Source organism: Emticicia sp. GW821-FHT11C11 (assembly GCF_058808615.1).
In genome coordinates, this window is record NZ_JBXARV010000002.1 from 354,432 (window position 1) to 372,961 (window position 18,530).

Genomic DNA, 18,530 nt, shown 5'->3' on the forward strand with positions numbered 1-18,530 from the left:
TTTAAAAAGACAATTAATTCGACAATCTGCAATCGAAAACCGACAATCACTCATTCACTCAATCACAAATCACTCACTCTTCAACGTCTTCACCGGATTCAGCAACGCAGCTTTTAGGCTCTGGAAAGAGACCGTCAGCAATGCTATTACCAGCATTATAATGCCTGTAAGTACAAAAACCTGCCAGCTGATCTGAATCTTGAATTCAAAGTTTTTCAGCCATCCTTCCATTACCCACCAGGCTAATGGTGTGGCTATCAGAATAGCTATCAGAATCAACTTAAGAAACTCTACCGACAGCAGTACTAAAATGCTTTGCACTGATGCGCCAAGCACTTTTCTGATACCTATCTCTTTGGTACGTTGCTCGGCTATAAAAGTAGCCAGACCAAACAGACCCAGACAGGCAATAAGCAGGGCTATAAAGGTGGAAGTTTCTATCAAGCGGGCGGTACGCGTTTCTGACTGATAAGCGTTTGCCAGTTCTTTATCTAAAAAGCTGAACTCAAATACCTGCCCCGGGAAAGTAGCCTTCCAGAGTTTTTCAATATTTACTACTACCGTCTGAATTGTTTCAGTATCCAGATGCGCATTATTGAGCTTAATACCTGCCTGATAATAATGCTGCGGGGTAACCTGTATCAGTGTAGGGTCTATTTTCTGATGCAATGAATTGACATGGAAGTTCCGGACCACTCCCACTATGGTTGCAAAGTCATCGCTATCACCCCAATATATCTTCCGGCCGATAGCATCCTGTGGGTTGGTGAGACCCATTTTTTCGAGATATATTTCGTTTGCCAATACTTTGCCTGTAGTGTCAGTATCCTTAAGCGCCTGTCCTGCTAGTAATTGAACGCCGTAAGTACTTAAAAAATGGGAGTCTCCCATTTTCATCTGCGCTTTTATGGCAATCGGCTCTACACTGTTTCTTACTTGTGTTGCCTGCATCCAGTTGCCTTCAGAGGAAGCGCTGTTCAATGAGAAACTCAAATCTTTTATTTGAGAAGAGCTCAATAGTTGATTACGGAATGCCTGCAATTTTGCCGGACTGTTATCTGGGAGGCCTACGGTTATGATGGCATCTTTATTGAAACCCAAATCGGCCTTTTTGAAAAAATTCAACTGTTCATTAATAAGCATGGCCGCACTGATAAGAACCAACGAAACCGTAAACTGAACTACCACCAGACCTTGTCGTAAGGATAATACGCTCTTACCCTGTGGCTGTTTATTCTTATTCAATGCCTTGATTGGCGTAATACCCGATAGCTTTAAAGCAGGATACGCCCCGGCTAGAATAGTTGTTGCAACCAGTAAACCCAGCACAAATAGCATGTTGCTGAGCGTAAACAAATCTGCCATGTTCACAGGTATGTCCATAAGAGTAGCGATGGACGGCATTGCTAAATAAGCTGTAAAAACAGCCAGAACAATGGCGGCCCCTGTAATAATACCCGCCTCTACAAGAAACTGTACCATTAAAGACTGGCGGGTGCCACCTATTACTTTTCTTACACCTACTTCTTTAGCACGCTTAAACAATTGCGCTGTGCTGAGATTAATAAAATTGAAGCACGAAATGAGCAATATCAGCAGGCCTATTACTGATAGCGTTCCAAGCATTTTAACATTTGCCGTGTGACCACTCATATTATGTGAATAATGCAATTCTTTCAGAGGGTTAAGCAGGAAGTTTTTATCAGGTATCGCTTCTTTTCCCATGTATTTTTCTACAATTCTTGGAAAACGACTCTCCGCCTTCTTCGCATCGATTCCGTTTTTAAGCAACACCAATACCTGAAAATTGTCGTTCCAGCCGTTCCATTTATCCGTATCATAATTCGGATGGGTATTCTTCAGACTTGAAGATGAAATGAGCATATTGAATGGGAAGCTGCTATTGTTCGGAAAATCTTCGAGTACACCGCTCACCATTAAATCCTGCTTGTTATCGAAGCGGATGGTTTCGCCCAGAACATTGATTCTACTGAAGTATTTTTCAGCGTATTTACGGGTCAGAACAACCGTGTTCGGCTGTGTCAGCGCTTTATCGGCATCACCCATAATCCATTCATAATCCAATACTTTAAATAAGTTGCTGTCTGCAAACACATAGTTTTCTTTGAAGCGGCTGTCAGAATTAGCGGCCGAAAAGGTATTCCCCCACATTTGCAGAATAGGCGCCACTTTTTCCGCCTCCGGAAAATCGGCATATAAAGCCTTGGTCATGCCCGTGTAGGTACCAGGATAAGTATTATTTTCTTTAACATTTTTTGTTTCAACTCTGAAAATCCTGTCCTTTTTGCTTTGGTAAAGGTCATAGCCTGTTTCGTGTCTTACTATCAGGAAAATAATCAGAGCACAAGCCATTCCTAAGGTCATACCTACCACATTAATGGTTGTAAACCTCAGATTTTTAATAAGGTTACGGAATGTGATTTTGAAATAATTGCGTATCATAATTTGTATGTTTAATGCATGTGATAATCTTGTTTTTCTTTTCAAGGCAAAAGGACGAATAAAACCCAGCGTCCCTTTGATGTATTCCCATCTGGCTATTTCAGAGCCGAATACCCGTAGATTCTTTTCGAATCGCTCATGCAAATCCCCCTGCACCTCTTCCAGCAGATGAGGCGCACAGAACCATTCCAGTAATCGGTCTGCCCAGCGGGGTGGTTGTGGCTTTTGCATTAGTTGATTTATTTAGTGAGTTAGTGATTTAGCGATTGAGTGATTAATTATTTAAAGACAATTCAACAATCTGCAATCAACATTCGACAATCACTCATTCACTCAATCACTAATTCACTCATTCTGACTTCAGCGTCTTCACCGGATTCATCAAAGCTGTTCTAATGGCCTGATAGCTCACTGTCAATAATGTAATAGACAAGGCACCAATAGCGGCCAAAGCGAAAATCCACCACGGTATTTCGGTGCGATAGTTAAATTTCTGAATCCACTGGTTCATGAAATAATAAGAGATAGGCGAAGCGATGACCAACGAGATAATAACGAGCACTATGAAATCTTTCGACAATAAAGCCCATAGATTATTGATTGAAGCGCCCAGTATCTTTCTGATGCCTATCTCTTTGGTGCGTTGTTCGGCTACGAACGATGCCAATCCGAATAAACCTAAGCATGAGATAATGATGGTCAATATGGCACAAACATTGGCCAGTTGGCCTACTCGCTCTTCAGCTGCAAATTTTTTATTGTACTCTTCATCAACAAACTTGTATTCAAACGGAGCCGTCGGTATTAGTTTCTTGAAAACCGCCTCTATTTTGGGCAAAGCCTCACTGGCACTCACTTTAGGATTAATCTTGATATTGATAATATTAGGCCCGCCATGCCCCTTTATCATGAATATAACCGGACTTGTCGGCTCATAGGGCGACTCCATGACCATATCTTTTATCACCCCAAGAATTTTATAATGCTGAATCGGCCTCTTCTGGAATTGCCAGCTTACGGCTTCCCCTACCGGGTCTTTCAGTCCCATGAATTTTACAGCCGCCTCATTGATTATTAAACCTGCCGAATCAGATGCCAGTTCTCTCGAAAAATCACGTCCCCGAGTAAATTGCCAACCTATGGTTTTCCCATGTTCGGGAGTTACTACCAGTGTACCGAAACTTTCTTTCATGGCCGGAGTCTTACCTTTCCACTCAAATCCGTCGTTACCTGACCATACTTCTGTAATTCTACCCATTGATTCCGACATTTCTGCTACTGCTCCCGTACTGATTAGCTCATTTCGCAATAATTCATGTTTCCCATAAAAATCTCCTGATTTCATTTCAATCATCAGGAGACCATCACGTGTATAACCGACAGGGCGGTTTTTAGCAAACTGTATTTGCTTGAAAACCACAATGGTACCGATAATTAAAGTAACCGAAACCGTAAATTGCACCACTACCAGTACTTGACGTGGCACCGATGCAAACCGCCCTGCTCTAAATGTGCCTTTCAATACCTTGACAGGCTGGAAAGACGACAAGTATAATGCAGGATAGCTGCCTGCCAGAAGACTGGTCAGAATAATAAAGCCTGTACAAATGAGCCAGAAATAAAGGTTGGTAAACGGAATAGTCATTGCCTTAGCCGACAACTGGTTAAACCAGCTTAAACTCATGCCTACAAGAAGGAGCGATAGCAGAAAAGCGAAAATAACAACCAGAAATGACTCACTGAAAAACTGACTGATAAGTTGCACGCGCAAAGAACCGATGGCTTTGCGGACACCTACTTCCTTAGCACGTTTTTCAGAGCGGGCTGTGCTCAGATTCATGAAATTGATGCATGCCAATAGCAAAACAAACGTACCGATAATGCCTATTAACCATACCATCCGCATGGGTTCGGTGTCCAGTTCTCCACGTTTATAATTGTGTAGGTGCCAGTCACTCATAGGTAATAAAAATACCTGAGGTTTGCGTTTGGCTTGTTCTTTATAACCATCACCCAAATTGCTTAAAACGGCATCTTTGATATTGGCAGTTGCTTGTCCAAAATCAGTTTTATCGTTTATCTGCCCATAAATTTTGATAAAGTGATTATCCCAGTCGGTTATCGCTTTTTCTCTTATCCATTTATTCTGAGCCACCCATAGTTCAAAAGGAGACATGAATTTGATGTCGTTGAACTGAGAGTTCAGCGGTAAATCTTCATAAACACCTGTTACTTTTACGTTTATCTCATTGTTTATCTTCACCAACTGGTTAACAGGATTAGTGTCACCGAAAAGCGCCTCTGAGGTAGAAACCGAAAGCATAACCGAATTAAGGTCTTTTAAGCCTGTCCATGTGCCATACCGCATTTTCAGGCTCAGCATTTCAGGCGCTGAAGCACTCACAAATAATCCTTTGCGGGCCGCCTTACTTTCTCCTGCCGTTAATACATTATCAACTGTCCATGAAGCAGCCATAATATGCTTAAAATTAGCCTGATGGTTAGTTTGCAGTTCTGACAATAAAGGATACTGCAAAGAAGAACTGATACCTACGCCTTCTTCGCCTACTTCTCTGATTCTTACCTGCGCAATTCTGTCATAGTTCTGATGATTCTGATTAAAACTAAATTCATCATAAACCCAGAGTCCAATCAACACAGCTACGGCCATGCCCGTGGCCAGCCCGAAAATGTTAATAAAGGAATAGCCCTTGTATTTGAGCAGATTCCTGAACGCGATTTTAAAATAGTTGCTTATCATAATTTGTATATTTAAAGAGGGCGATAATCTTGTTTTTCTTTTCAAGGCAAAAGGACGAATAAAACCCAGCACACCTTTGATGTATTCCCACCGGGCTATTTCAATGCCGAATACTCGCAGATTCTTCTGAAATCGCTCATGTAAATCCCCCTGCACCTCTTCCAACAGATGAGGCGCACAAAACCATTCCAGTAATCGGTCTACCCAGCGGGGTGGCGTTGGCTGTTTCATTGGTAATCTATTTGGTGATTGAGTGAATGAGCGATTTAGTGATTAATTATTTAAAGACAATTCGACAATCTGCAATCGACATTCGACAATCACTCATTCACTCAATCACTAATTCACTCATTCTGACTTTAGCGTCTTCACCGGGTTCATTAAAGCTGCTTTAATAGCCTGATAGCTCACTGTTAATAATGTTATCATTAGAATGAATGCAGCCGTGAGCACATAAATCTCCACGCCGATATCCGCTCTGTAAGCAAAGTTCGAAAGCCAATTTCTTGCTCCCCATGCCACTAATGGTATAGCTATTATCAGGGCAATAGCAACCAGTCTGAAAAAATCTTTCGATAACATAAAGGCCAAATTGGCCACAGTGGCTCCCACCACTTTACGGATACCTATCTCCTTCTGTCTGCGCTGAGCCGTGAATGCTGCCAGACCGAATAACCCCAGACACGAGATGATAATGGCAAGACCGGCAAAGTATCTTGACAATACTCCTACCCTGTTTTCGGATATATAAAGCGCCTGATAGTCGTCGTCCAGAAATCTGTATTCAAAGACCATTCCTTTATTGAACTTTGTATAAGCTTGTTGAATCCTTTCCAGTGTTTGCTGCTCGTTACCCGGTGTAAGACGAACCAACACATTAGGCATTACAGGATATATCTGAAAAAAGCAGGGTTTAACGCCCTCATAGAGAGATTCAAAATTGAAGTCTTCCGCTATACCCACAATCTGGCGTTCTCTATCCCAGTATTTTATGGTTTTGCCTATTGGGTTTTTCAATCCCATTTGCTTAATAGCCGTTTCGTTGAACACAATTTCTTTTTCAGGATTAGCCGAGAAACTTCTACCCTCTTTGATTTTGATGCCCATCGTTTCCAGAAAATTCGGTCCCACTTCCAGATTGGCAAAATCGAAATCTTTCGAGGGATCTTTACCCGGCCATTTAAATCCACCTATACCGCCATGATCTCCGGTCAGATTATGATAATAGCTGCCTGCCGTTACCACTCCCGGAATATTCTTCAGTTCATTCACAAAACTGATGGCAGCACTGATTTTGGCCGAATCCATTTCCAACGGAATTTCAAAGTGAATCACGTGGTCACGGTTATAACCCAGGTTCTTCGACTGTATAAAGTTTATCTGTTTAAACATTACCATTACGCCTGCAATAAAAATGACAGACAACGTAAACTGAAATACTACCAGGCCTCTGCGTACCCACAGTTCACCCATGGAGGTACGGAGTTTACCTTTCAGCACCGAAACCGGATTAAAACCTGATATATATAAAGCGGGGTAACTTCCGGCCAGAATACCCGCCACCAATGTGATACCCAGCATAGCTAAAAGAACTTTCCAGTTAAAACTCAGGTAAAGGTTTTTACCCGTAATCTCATTGAAGGCCGGAAGCAGGGCAAAGATTAAAACCGAAGCAACGAGGAACGCCAGAAAACTCAACAGTACAGATTCGCTGATGTATTGAAAAACAAGCGAACTCCGGGAAGCGCCGACTACTTTTTTTACGCCCACTTCTTTCATGCGCTGAGAGGCTTTGGCTGTAGACAAATTCATGAAGTTGATACAGGCAATCAGTAATATGAACAGGGCAATGACAGAAAACAGTTTTACATAAGTAATACGCCCACCCACCTGCACACCGTTGTCATATTGCCCGTAGAGATACTTATCTGAAAAACTCCTGACAAATAACTGACGGGTAGAGTTTTTCTCTTTGCTTTTCAGATAATCTTCAATTTTCTTATTGAAGGCGGCTACGTTAGTGCCTTCTTTTAATAACAGATAGGTACGGGGGTCACTATTGCCCCACTCAAGCATACCGGGGCGTTTTTCTACAAAAAGATCAAAATTGAAGAGTATATCGAAAGGTTCTGATACCTGAGACGGGTTGTTTTCAAAAACAGCCGTAACCATATACGTCCCATTGAATTCGTTCTGATTCCATTCAATAGTTTTACCTACTATATTGTGGGTTGTGTGAAAGAGCTTCATGGCCAGGTCTTCTGATATAGCCACTGAATGCTTGTCTTTCAGCGCCGTGTTTTTATCACCCTGAATGAAATGAGTGGTAAACATTTTCAGGTAGTCTTTGCCCACAAACTGTCCTCTGGCTTTCAGTTTATTTTCAGACGCATTCACAATACCCCCGCTCGAAAACCATGAGGCCGGAATAACAGCAGTTGCCATTTCTATCTCCGGCAATTCGGCAGCCATTGAGCTGGCCAGTATTCCGGCTGTATATTCTGCGGTTTCAATGTTATTTTCTTTAGAAATATTCATCATTACCTGATACAGCCGCTCATCGTTTTCGTTGTTTTTGTCGACAATCAATTCGTCGTTTACCCATAGGTAAATCAATAAGGAACTGGTAAGGCCAATGGCCAGACCAATGAGGTTTAACGAGGTAAACTGAGGGTCTCTTCTGATGTTCCTCCAGGCGATTTTAAAATAGTTGCTTATCATAATTTGTATGCTTATAGAGGGTGATAATCTTGTTTTATGTTTCAGCGCAAATGGGCGTATAAAACCCAGCACTCCTTTAATGTATTCCCAACGGGCTATCTCCGGGCCAAATACCCGTAGATTCTTCTCGAATCGTTCATATAAATCTCCCTGCACCTCTTCCAACAGATGAGGTGAACAGAACCATTGCAGCAATTTATCTGCCCAGCGGGGTGGTTGTGGCTTTTGCATGGGTTGGTTTATTTAGTGAATTAGCGATTGAGTGATTGTCGAATGTCGATTGCAGATTGTCGAATTGTCTTTAAATCGTTAATCACTAAATCACTCATTCACTCATTTTTAAGCGTCTTCACCGGATTCATCAAGGCGGCTTTAATGGCCTGATAGCTGATGGTCAATAAACATATTATTAATGCACCTGCGCCTACCATTACAAATACCGACCATGATATTTCTGTTCGGTAAGTATATTTGGCTAACCAGCCACTCATAATATAATAAGCAACAGGCGCAGCAATAAGGCATGAAAGCATGACCAAAATCACAAAGTCTTTTGAGAGCATCTGCCACAAACCGGCTACACTTGCTCCCAATACTTTACGAATACCTATTTCTTTCGTGCGTTGCTCAGCAATAAACGAAGCCAAACCAAACAAACCCAGGCAGGATATAAATATGGCCAGTACAGCAAAAAAGGTAGACAGGTTGGCCACACGCTCTTCGTCACCAAATTTTTTGGCATAAGTCTCATTAACAAACTGATAGTCGAACGGGGTATTCGGAGCAATCTTCCTGAATACAGCCTCTATTTTTGGAAGTGCATCAGCGACGCTTGCCCTCGGATTGATTTTAACAAGCACATAGTTTTTGTAGCCTTGCAAGAAAAAGATAGTTGGTTTGATGGGTTCAAACGGAGATTTCATGACCATATCTTTTACCACGCCGATTATTTTGAAATTATCCCCATCAAAAAAATCAGTATCCCATCTGATGCTCTCTCCTACCAGATTCTTCATACCCATTAGTTTAGCAGCTGCTTCGTTTACGATAAAGCCTGCAGAATCTGCCGGAAAATCTCGCGAGAAGTCTCTTCCGTCAACAAACTGCCAGCTGATTGTCTTGCCGTATTCGTAAGTCACACCCAATGTTCCAAAATCAGCTTGCAGGTCGGGGTCTTTGCCTTTCCAGTCGAAACCTCCGTTCATTGAACCTATATCTGTCAAGGCACTCGCCGATTCAGCCATTTCGGCTACTACACCTGTGTTTTTTAATTCGGTTCTCAACACGTCATATTTGCCTCTGAGTTCATCCGTGGTTTTAGGGATCATCAATAAGCCGTCACGCGAATAACCAACCGGGCGGCTTTTGGCGAACTGAATTTGCTGATATACTATAATTGTACCGATTATAAGTGTAATAGAAACCGTGAATTGGAGAATAACCAGGCTCTTACGCGGCAAAGACGCAAAGCGACCTACCCTGAATGTACCTTTTAATGCTTTGATAGGTTTGAAAGATGAAAGATAGAATGCCGGATAAAACCCTGCCAATATTGAAGTAGCAGCAATAAAAGCTAAATTACCAACCCAGAATAAGGGTTCGCTCCAAATGATAGAGAGCCTCTTATCTGAAACAACATTAAACCAGGGTAGAATAGCCTGCACCAATAAAACAGACAATGCAAAGGCTACGGCTACCAATAAAAATGATTCAATGAAAAACTGACCAATTAACTGCCCTCTAATAGACCCGACAGCTTTACGGATACCTACTTCTTTTGCTCGTTTTTCAGAACGGGCAGTACTAAGATTAATAAAATTGATACAGGCCAGGAGCAGAATAAAAATTCCTATTGTGCTATAAAACCATACCAGTTTTAAAGGTTCACTGGTTGTCTGCACGCCATTTTCCCATGACGAATACAGGTGCCAGTCACGCATGGGTTCAAGAAAAAGCTCAGGTTTGCGTGAAGCGTACTCTTCACTTACATGTTTGAGCTTGATGTCTTTTATTTTGGCAGATACTTGATTGAAATCTGCATTGGGCGAAATCTGTGCGTAAATATGCAGGAAGTTATTCCCCCAATCATCCTGATGGTCTCTGATATAGTCATAAGAGGCTACCAGCAATTTAAAAGGAGCAATAAACGCTATATCTTTAAATTCAGAATTGTGCGCAATATCTTCATACACACCGGCAACCTTTACATTTAATTCATTATCTATTTTTATTATTCTATTCAGCGCCTCTTCTTCACCAAAAAGAGTTTTTGCCAATGTTTCTGAAAGCATAATTGTGTTCAGTTCTTGCAGACCTGTCCGCGTACCTTTCAGCATCGTCAGACCTAGCAAATCTGGTGCATCGGCTTCCATGTAACTTCCGCGCTGCCGCATATTTTTGCCATTCGATGCCAGAATATACTTTTTGGTCTGGGTTGCCATTACCACATATTTGAAATCATCAGGATAGGAAGAGCGTAACTCTTTGCCCAGCGGAATAGGATTATTCTCGCGGGTACTTCTCTCTCCGCGAACAGTCTGATGCTGCATTACTCGGGCTATCTGCTGATAATTATCATGAGATTTATTAAAAGACAACTCATCATAAACCCATAGCCCAATCAGCATAGCTACGGCCATGCCAGTAGCCAACCCGAAAATGTTAATAAAAGAATAACCCTTGTATTTGAGCAGATTCCTGAATGCGATTTTAAAATAGTTACTTATCATAATTTGTATGTTTAATGAGTTGGATAGCTTTGTTTTCCGCTTCAATGCAAAAGGACGTATAAAACCCAGCACCCCTTTAATATATTCCCAACGGGCTATCTCCGGGCCGAATACCCGTAGATTCTTCTCAAATCGTTCATGCAAATCCCCCTGCACCTCTTCCAGCAGATGAGGCGCACAGAACCATTCCAGTAATTGGTCTGCCCAGCGGGGTGGTTGTGGCTTTTGCATGGGTTGGTTTATTTAGTGAATGAGTGATTTAGCGATTGAGTGATTAACGATTAAAAGACAATTCGACAATCTGCAATCGACATTCGACAATCACTCATCCACTCATTCTGTCTTCAACGTCTTTACCGGGTTCATTAAAGCAGCTTTAATAGCCTGATAACTGACAGTTAATAAAGTAATCAGTACGGCTCCCAAACCTGACAGACCAAAAATCCACCAGGATATTTCAGTGTGATAAGTATATTTCTGCAACCAGCTATTCATAAAATAATAAGAAACCGGAATAGACAGGATAAGAGCTATCAACACAAATAATACGAACTCTGCTGATAATAGACGCCATAAACTGAATACTGTTGCACCTAACACTTTGCGGATACCAATTTCTTTGATGCGTTGTTCAGCAACGAAAGAAGCTAAACCAAACAGACCTAAACATGAGATAAAAATAGCAAGAACAGCAAAGAAAGTTGCCAGTTTGCCGATACGGTCTTCAGTAGAAAATTTCAGTGCATATTGCAGGTCTGTAAATTTGTAATCGAACGGACTACCCGGATTGAATTTCCTGAATACCTGTTCAACCTTAGCCAGTGCCTCGTTAGCGCTCAGCTCAGGATTCAACTTGATATTGATTATGTTTGACCAATTGTAATTCAGAACAAAAACGGTTTGATACACGGGCTCAAAAGGTGAGTCCATCACCATATCTTTAATTACACCCACCACCTGATACGGATTGCCATTCCATCTTACAATCTTACCGACAGGATCTTTCAAACCCATATATTTAACGGCTGTTTCGTTAAGAACTATGCCGGAAGAATCCGTAGAAAAAGCTCTGGAAAAATCACGGCCTGCTATAAATTGCCAGTTTACTGTTCTGCCGAAATCATGTGTCACGGAAACAACCCCGAACTGCTCTTTAAAGCCCGCCGGTTTATCCGGCCATTCAAATCCGATAAGTCTTGAACCTAACCTTGTTGTGGATGATGACGAGGTTGACATTTCCATAACTGCACCTGTTCTTTTCAATTCGCTTCGCAATGCATTATACTTACCATATAGTTCGGGCGTATTCATGGCAATGGTAATCAGACTATTGCGGTCATAGCCAATGGGACGGTTTTTGGCATGCTGGATCTGCCGGAAAACGATAATTGTGCCGATGATAAGTGTGATTGAAACCGAAAATTGAACTACTACCAGCACTTTACGAGGGATTGACGCCAGACGCCCCACCCTGAATGTACCCTTTAACACTTTAACTGGCTGAAAAGAAGACAGATACAGCGCAGGATAACTACCGGCTACCAAACCTGTCAGCAAACTAAAGCCAAGACCTGCAAGCCAGAAAACCGGCTCGTTCCAGGGTAATGATAATTTTTTATCAGCAACCTCATTAAAAAATGGAAGCATAAGTAATACCACCACTAACGACAGCACAAAAGCACAAGCAACCATTACTATTGACTCACTAAAAAACTGCATGATAAGCTGTGAGCGAACAGACCCGACTGCCTTACGGACGCCTACTTCTTTCGCACGCTTTTCTGAACGGGCTGTAGAGAGGTTCATGAAATTGATACAAGCCAGAAGAAGTACGAATACACCGATGATTCCGAATAACCAGACATATTGAATCCGCCCTTCCGGATTACGCCATTTGTCCCACCCTCCATATAAATGCCAGCGACTCATGGGATGCAAAAAAATCTCCGGATTCATATATGCCGTTTCCGGAACATTTTTCGCTCTTAAATTTTTTATCTTTTCCGAGATTACATCAAAATCGGCTTTTGGAGCAATTTGCACGAGAATCTGCCATGAATTATTCCCCCACCCCGGGTTTTCTTTAATCCACGATTCCGACGAAACGTATAAATCCCAGGGAGCAATAAAGGTCATATCCCGGAATTCTGTGTTATACGGAAAATCTTCATAGATACCGGTTACTTTCACATTTAACCTGTTATCAATTTTGACAATCTTGCCCAATGGGTCTGCATATCCAAAAAGTGCCTTAGCAACAGATTCAGACAATAAAATTGAATTCTGGTCTTTTAATCCTCCTCGTGTACCTTTAAGCATCTTCAATGTAAACATGTCAGGTGCTTCCGGGCTCATATAATTGCCCATTTTCATAAATTTCTTATCGCTGTAAGCCAATATGTGCTCACCCGTCCACGAAGACATGACCACGTGTTTAAAATCTTCCGCGTAATCGGTTTTCAGAATTGTTCCCAATGGAATAGGCATATGCTCCCCTACACCAAACTCGCCATTAAGCGTTGCCCCCTGCATTACTTTCGCAATGCGGTTATAATTCTGATGGTATTTGTTGAAGGATAGTTCATCATAAATCCAGAGCCCAATCAGCATAGCAACAGACATACCCGAAGCCAGCCCGAAGATATTAATGAAGGAATACCCTTTGTATTTGAGCAGATTCCTGAATGCGATTTTAAAATAGTTGCTTATCATAATTTGTATGTTTAATGCCGGTGATAATCTTGTTTTTCTTTTCAAGGCAAAAGGACGAATAAAACCCAGCACCCCTTTGATATATTCCCAACGGGCTATTTCAATGCCAAATACCCTAACATTTTTCTCGAATCGCTCATGCAAATCCCCGAGCACCTCTTCCAGCAGATGAGGCGCACAGAACCATTCCAGTAATCGATTTGCCCAGCGGGGCGGAATTGGCTGTTTCATGCATTGGTTTATTGAGTGAATGAGCGAATTAGTGAGTGAGTGATTAATGAACTGAATGATGATTTATTTATACTTAGGCAGTTAAACCAGTTCAAAAACATTCGACAATCCGAAATCGAAAATCGACAATTCACAATCACTCATTTTTCAAAGTCTTCATCCCGGTAATGATGAAAAAATGCTTAGGGGTATTGAATCCCACATCCGGTTGCGCAACAAACGGATTTCATCCAACGTCCGATTGCCTAAAGCAGTAACCGAAAAAATACGTTTTCTCCGACCACCCCTTTCGGCAGTTGCATCCCCCATTAACGACGACACCATGCCTTTTTCTTCCAGCCGATGCAGCGCTGCGTGTACAGCGCTTACGCTCAGCGATCGTCCGGTTTGTTGCTCAATTTCTTCAGTAATAGAAACACCATAAGCCTTATCACCTAAAATCGCAACGGTCAATAAAACTATTTCTTCAAATTCACCTAAGTAAGTTCTTTTCATACAATTCTATTATTTCAACTTTTGTAGAACAAATAACACATACGAATTATCTGCCATTGTATTTTGTAAGTAAAATTATATCAACTTTTGTAGAACAAATGACATGCCAAGCCTAAAAACCCTCAAATATGACGTATTTTGAGTGTTTCGCTCAAAATCGAGTGTCCGAAATCGTACAGTAGGGTTGTCCGATAGCGTACGGTATGGGCCTATTTTACATTAATTTATATGCAGCCTTTCAACCAGTCGGTAAACAAAAAATCCGGTACGAGAAATACCGGATTTTTTGTTTGCAGCGCAATGCTAAGATACTTATTTATCATGATCTGCTTCACTATCACTATTTTTCTTGGGCGTAACGAATCCTTTCAGCACATCTCCGAACACAAAACCGAAATAGGCTCCGATAGGAATCATAGTTTGCCATTGCGATTTAAGCGGACAAGTACCTGCGATACATCCAATCTCTTTCTAATAGAGAAATCCACCTAAGGCGCCAACAATGGTGCTCACCCACACAATTAATCTGAGATTTTTCATAAGCATTTTAAGTTCGTCGTCTGTATCGCCCATACCTGTTTAAATCACAACCGAAATGCACAAACAGGAATAAACCCATAACGCTCAAAGTTATGTATTTTCTGCAATTATCATACGGCTCTTATATTCTTAATTTATATAGCAGGGACTCACCGTCCTGAGTGTCAGACATCAGAATTTTAACGGTCACTTTTCAAAAACAGAGATGTTCATCATTCCGCCTTTAGGTGAAAAAGAAGAGTTATACTTTAATTTTCCATTATCAAGTATATTTGTGAAGCGTTTCAGTCTATCGAATACCAAATCTCCGTAGACTTTAATTATCAGGCAGACTCTACAGTCGCTTTTGACAATTTCCTGCGGACTAAGTTCGCTTTTTTCTAAAGCTTCCAGTACTGTCGCCTGAAACGCTTTATTAGTTGTAGTTTTGTTCATGGCAATGGTTTTCTATTGGCTATAGTAAGGGCTTTCGCTTTTCTAACAATATTTAAAATTAAATAAAAAGTTGAGGTATCCAAATAAATCCTTTTAAATCATCCGGAAAACGCATTGCTATTTGATTAAACGGTATTTCTACCCTGATTCAGCATTATTTTTATGGTTGCTTTCCCTGCGTCCTTAAGATTTTATTAGCTAGCCAGAATCTCTTTCGCAACCCTCTCGCCCGAACGAATGGCTCCGTCTATATAGCCATTCCATACGTCTGACGTTTCGGTACCTGCCCAGTGGATATTTCCTACTGGTTCCCGAAGTGCCTTTCCCACAGACGTCCATACACCCGGAGGCATAAGCCCGGCATAACAGCCTCTGGTAAATTCTTCTTCTGCCCAGCTGTGGTCAAGATATGTAAGAGGGTTCCGCGCTTTCTCTCCATAGAATCTTGCGAAAGTGTTCAATGCAGCTTCTCTCCTTTCGTCAAGGCTTAACTGTGCAAATGCTTTTGCCTGATTCCCCAGCACAAAACCCATCATGATTCCCTTATTGGCATCTTTTGGTGAATTATCGAATGTAACCGTCACATACCCGTCATTAGTAGCCGAAAGCCCATTCAAGCCTGCTTCGCGCCAGAAAGGTTTGTCGTAGATGGCATACGTTTTCCAGACAGTTCCCATCGGCATGCGTTGGGTCAATTGCTCTCTGTTGGCAGGCATTAAAGGCTCATAATGTATTTTACCTGCCAACAATGGAGGCAAGGCAACTATTACTTTTGAAGCAGTTAGTTCAAAACCATCACCCTTAACTGCAATCTGATTACCATCCTGACTGATACTTTTTACGATACTGTTTAAACGGACATGCTCTTTAAATGTCTCGGCTAATCTTATTGCAGGTTGAGAGGCTCCTCCTACCAGTCTTTCTTCCTGCGCGCCGTTTTTAACATTCATCAGCATATCTAAATCCCCACCAGACTTGGTATAGAAAAGGGCATGCAGCATCGATATCTCATTCGGGTCTGCTGCCCAGATTGCTTCTGCCGCCAGTTTAAACATCACTTTCGCTGTTTTGAACGACATCTGTTTGTCCATCCAGCTCGCCAGTGTCATAGAGTCATAATGAGCTGCATTGGGGGTGTTCCAGGGATTCTGCAAGTCGACAGTTTTCGACAGCTTATTCATGCGTTTAATGGCAAAGTCAAGGCTCAAAAGTGCGCCAATAGGCAAAGGCGGAATAATACCCTTATAGTGTTTCAGCTTGTTGTTAAAAAACAAGGTACTCTTGCCCTCATCATAAGTCGGGAAAGTCTGCACCCCAAATTCCTTTGCCAGCGCATAAATTTTATCCTGAGTCGGGCCAACCCATGCTGCACCCAGGTCTACATAACTACCATCTTCAAAATATTGAGTATGCACCCGCCCGCCCACTCTATCGCGTGCTTCCAGTAAAATCACATTTTTTCCTGCTTTCAGTAGTTCACGGGTGGCGGTCAGTCCGGCATATCCGGCACCGACAACGATTGTATCGAAGGTTTGCATATAAGGTTAAATATTATGGGATCCGAATTTGAGTATTTTATTTCTAAAAAACCAAAATCTTTTATGGAAAAACTTCTTTGTCTGAATCCATAGCGTATAATTCAAAAATCAGAAAATATGGAACCCTCTTTTCAACTCAAGATAGACAGCCCCTGCCATGAGCCGTGGGAATCATTTACACCTACTTCAATTGGTGGTTTTTGTGCTTCCTGCGCCAAAAATGTAATAGATTTCAGCCAAATGTCTGAAAGCCAATTAGTGGCTTTTTTCAGAGACAGGCAGGGTTCATCAGATAATCTCTGCGGGCGTTTCAGCGAAGACCAGTTGAATCGGGCATATAGAATTGAAGAGTGGTTTCCGAAACTGAGTGAGCAAAACGGTATCGTAAAGTTTGAAATTCCTGTAAATGTATTACGCAATCAGCACAGCTCAGGACTCATCAACCTACCTCACTTGAAGCATTTAAAACTAATCCGAAATGTAGCGGCTGCCATACTCACCCTCTTCTATATGGAAGAAGGCATTGCTCAAGAAAGACTGATATCAGGGAAAGTGCTGGATATAGAAACAGGAGAATCATTATCTCATGTTTCTATCACTATCAAAGGAACCAAACGGGGTGTTATGACTGACCTTGAAGGCAGATACCAGGTTTCCGCTAACGAAAGTGATACCCTGATTTTTAGCTTTATCGGCTATGAAAGTGTAAAGCAATCTGCAATATACGCATCAGAAGTATTAATGTACCCTACTGTAACTGTACTTTCAGGCGAGGTTTCTGTAAAGAGCTTTGCACCGGAACGATATAATATGCGGACAGGAGGAATTTCAATCATCAATAGCTATTGCAGTACTGAAAAAAAAATACCCCTCCCAAAATTCGCTTCAAAAGTAACAGTATGGGGCAATGCCGTTCAAAACGGAGAACTTATTTTGGTACCGCAACTGATGGCATCTACTGATTCAACAGGTACATCTTATGAAAGGTCAGTACATGAACAATGGTTTCAGCAAAACGGCTTTCAGGAAGTACGAAGCGTTCAGATATATGATAATTCGGGTCGGATACTTACAGAAAGTTTCTCAAAAGTATCCGATGGCATGATTCGGGTAGACGTGAGTGACATTCCCCATAGTGCGTATATCGTAAGAGTAGTTTATAGAAACGAAAGAAGCATTGCCGATTACGAAATATCAACCGTAAGGATACTGATTGAAAGATAAAATTATGACAATTATATAATAGTGTCTGTTGAAGTCTTTTTCGCTACTGTTTTAAGTACCGCAGCGCAACACCTCCTGATTTGAAAATCTTTGACTCCACTAATTTCAATTCAGATTTTTCCTGCAGGGTAATTCTATCTAATAACCGTCTGCCCTCTCCTGCAATGATGGGATGGACTACAAAATGGTATTCATCTACTAAACCAAGCGCTATCAGCTGTGATGGGAGGTCTACTCCGCCAATCGAAATATTACCGCCTTCCTGCTGTTTCAATCTCAATATTTCTTCCTGAAGGTTAGTCCGTACAATTCTTGTGTTTTTATCATCAACACTGTCCAGAGTATGAGAGAAAACAACTTTGTTGATGGCGGTAAATATCCGGGCAAATTCGTTTGATCTATCATCCATAGATTGTTGTCTGGCTACGTCAGGCCAGAACGGCACCATCAATTCATAAGTTTTTCGCCCATATACCAATAGGTCGGCTTCTCGCAACAAGTCAGTAAAATATTCATGCACCTCATCACTGCCAGCTACTTTGGTATGGTCACAACAACCATCCAGAGTTACATTAATACCGTAGATTACCTTTCTCATAGTTTTAATTCTTTAACAATTTTAGTACTCTCTAATTTAGCTTTTATTACGTGTTGTGTATAAACCCGTGCAGAAACTTTTTT

At 41.5% G+C, this 18,530-nt stretch carries 10 protein-coding genes; 1 reads left to right on the forward strand and 9 read right to left on the reverse strand.

The annotated features are described in order from the left end of the window. Positions 1-69: 69 nt before the first annotated feature. The 8 genes from AC1RRY_RS11425 to AC1RRY_RS11460 form a co-directional block, all read right to left on the reverse strand. The gene (locus AC1RRY_RS11425; RefSeq protein WP_492820728.1) at positions 70-2,694 is read right to left on the reverse strand and encodes an ABC transporter permease; all 2,625 of its coding nucleotides are present in this window, start codon (positions 2,692-2,694) and stop codon (positions 70-72) included. A 118-nt stretch (positions 2,695-2,812) separates the two neighbouring features. Beyond that, the gene (locus AC1RRY_RS11430) at positions 2,813-5,455 is read right to left on the reverse strand and encodes a permease prefix domain 2-containing transporter (protein WP_492820726.1); all 2,643 of its coding nucleotides are present in this window, start codon (positions 5,453-5,455) and stop codon (positions 2,813-2,815) included. A 117-nt stretch (positions 5,456-5,572) separates the two neighbouring features. Beyond that, entirely contained in the window at positions 5,573-8,176 is a 2,604-nt protein-coding gene (locus AC1RRY_RS11435) for a permease prefix domain 2-containing transporter (RefSeq protein ID WP_492820724.1), read from the reverse strand. Positions 8,177-8,274: 98 nt separating this feature from the next. Beyond that, positions 8,275-10,905: an ABC transporter permease gene (locus tag AC1RRY_RS11440; protein ID WP_492820722.1), complete on the reverse strand. Its 2,631-nt coding sequence runs from the start codon at positions 10,903-10,905 to the stop codon at positions 8,275-8,277. A 102-nt stretch (positions 10,906-11,007) separates the two neighbouring features. Further along, on the reverse strand, positions 11,008-13,617 hold the full coding sequence (locus AC1RRY_RS11445) for an ABC transporter permease (protein WP_492820719.1): 2,610 nt from the start codon (positions 13,615-13,617) through the stop codon (positions 11,008-11,010). 156 nt (positions 13,618-13,773) lie between these two features. Next, a complete protein-coding gene (locus AC1RRY_RS11450) occupies positions 13,774-14,112 on the reverse strand; it encodes a PadR family transcriptional regulator (RefSeq protein ID WP_492820717.1) in 339 nt (112 codons plus the stop codon). 726 nt (positions 14,113-14,838) lie between these two features. Further along, positions 14,839-15,087 (reverse strand): hypothetical protein, encoded by a 249-nt coding sequence (locus tag AC1RRY_RS11455; protein WP_492820715.1) that lies wholly within the window; start codon positions 15,085-15,087, stop codon positions 14,839-14,841. 194 nt (positions 15,088-15,281) lie between these two features. Beyond that, positions 15,282-16,625: a flavin monoamine oxidase family protein gene (locus AC1RRY_RS11460; protein WP_492820713.1), complete on the reverse strand. Its 1,344-nt coding sequence runs from the start codon at positions 16,623-16,625 to the stop codon at positions 15,282-15,284. 117 nt (positions 16,626-16,742) lie between these two features. On the opposite strand from AC1RRY_RS11460, the gene AC1RRY_RS11465 reads away from it, so the two are divergent. After that, complete coding sequence (locus AC1RRY_RS11465; RefSeq protein ID WP_492820711.1) at positions 16,743-17,849, forward strand: carboxypeptidase-like regulatory domain-containing protein; 1,107 nt, start codon at positions 16,743-16,745, stop codon at positions 17,847-17,849. A gap of 43 nt (positions 17,850-17,892) precedes the next feature. Here the strand turns inward: AC1RRY_RS11465 and AC1RRY_RS11470 are convergent, their stop codons facing one another. After that, positions 17,893-18,447 (reverse strand): dihydrofolate reductase family protein, encoded by a 555-nt coding sequence (locus tag AC1RRY_RS11470; protein WP_492820709.1) that lies wholly within the window; start codon positions 18,445-18,447, stop codon positions 17,893-17,895. Between the last annotated feature and the right edge of the window lie 83 nt (positions 18,448-18,530).